The sequence below is a fragment of the Ruegeria sp. AP12 genome (assembly GCF_056540025.1).
Window position 1 is genome coordinate 1 of the sequence record NZ_JBQFVZ010000302.1, and the last position, 564, is coordinate 564.

The following is a 564-nucleotide window of genomic DNA, read 5'->3' on the forward strand; positions in this document are numbered from 1 at the left end:
GCCCAGAAACAGGGTGCGCTCCAATGCCGTGTAGTACCCCGAAATCATCGGGAAGGTGTTCAGCGACAGGATATCGCCCTTTTGCAGCGCCCGTTTGGTGACCGGGTTATGCGCGCCATCGGTGTTGAGGCCGGACTGGAACCAGACCCAAGTGTCGCGGTATTCGGCGTCGGGATAAGCGCGGGCGATCTCCGCCTCCATCGCGTCGCGACCGGCCATGGCGATCTCGATCTCGGTTGCGCCTTCGCGGATGGCGGCGTGGATGGCCGCTCCGCCCACATCAGCGGTGCGGGCACCACCTTTGATCAACTCGATCTCTTCGGCGGATTTCACCATACGGGCCGCCATGGTTTCGGGCGCAATGTCGATCAGTTCAGGCTGGCCCAACATCGCCAAAGCCGTATCGCGCGCGGCCAGAGTAATGTGATCGCTCTCGATCCCGATCCGTTTCGCGCCGCCGATCAAGCTGGCCACCGCGCGCCAGTAATTGTCGCGCTTCCAATCGGTGTAGATCACATTATCCTCGACCGAGCGGCGCCACGGTTGGCCCGCGTCGATATTGGC

The 564-nt window shown here is 62.6% G+C and carries 1 protein-coding gene; it reads right to left on the bottom strand.

What is annotated here, in order from left to right:
- The coding region (locus ACR0E6_RS22870; RefSeq protein ID WP_480587733.1) for a M24 family metallopeptidase at positions 1 to 564 on the bottom strand (564 nt) is incomplete at both ends.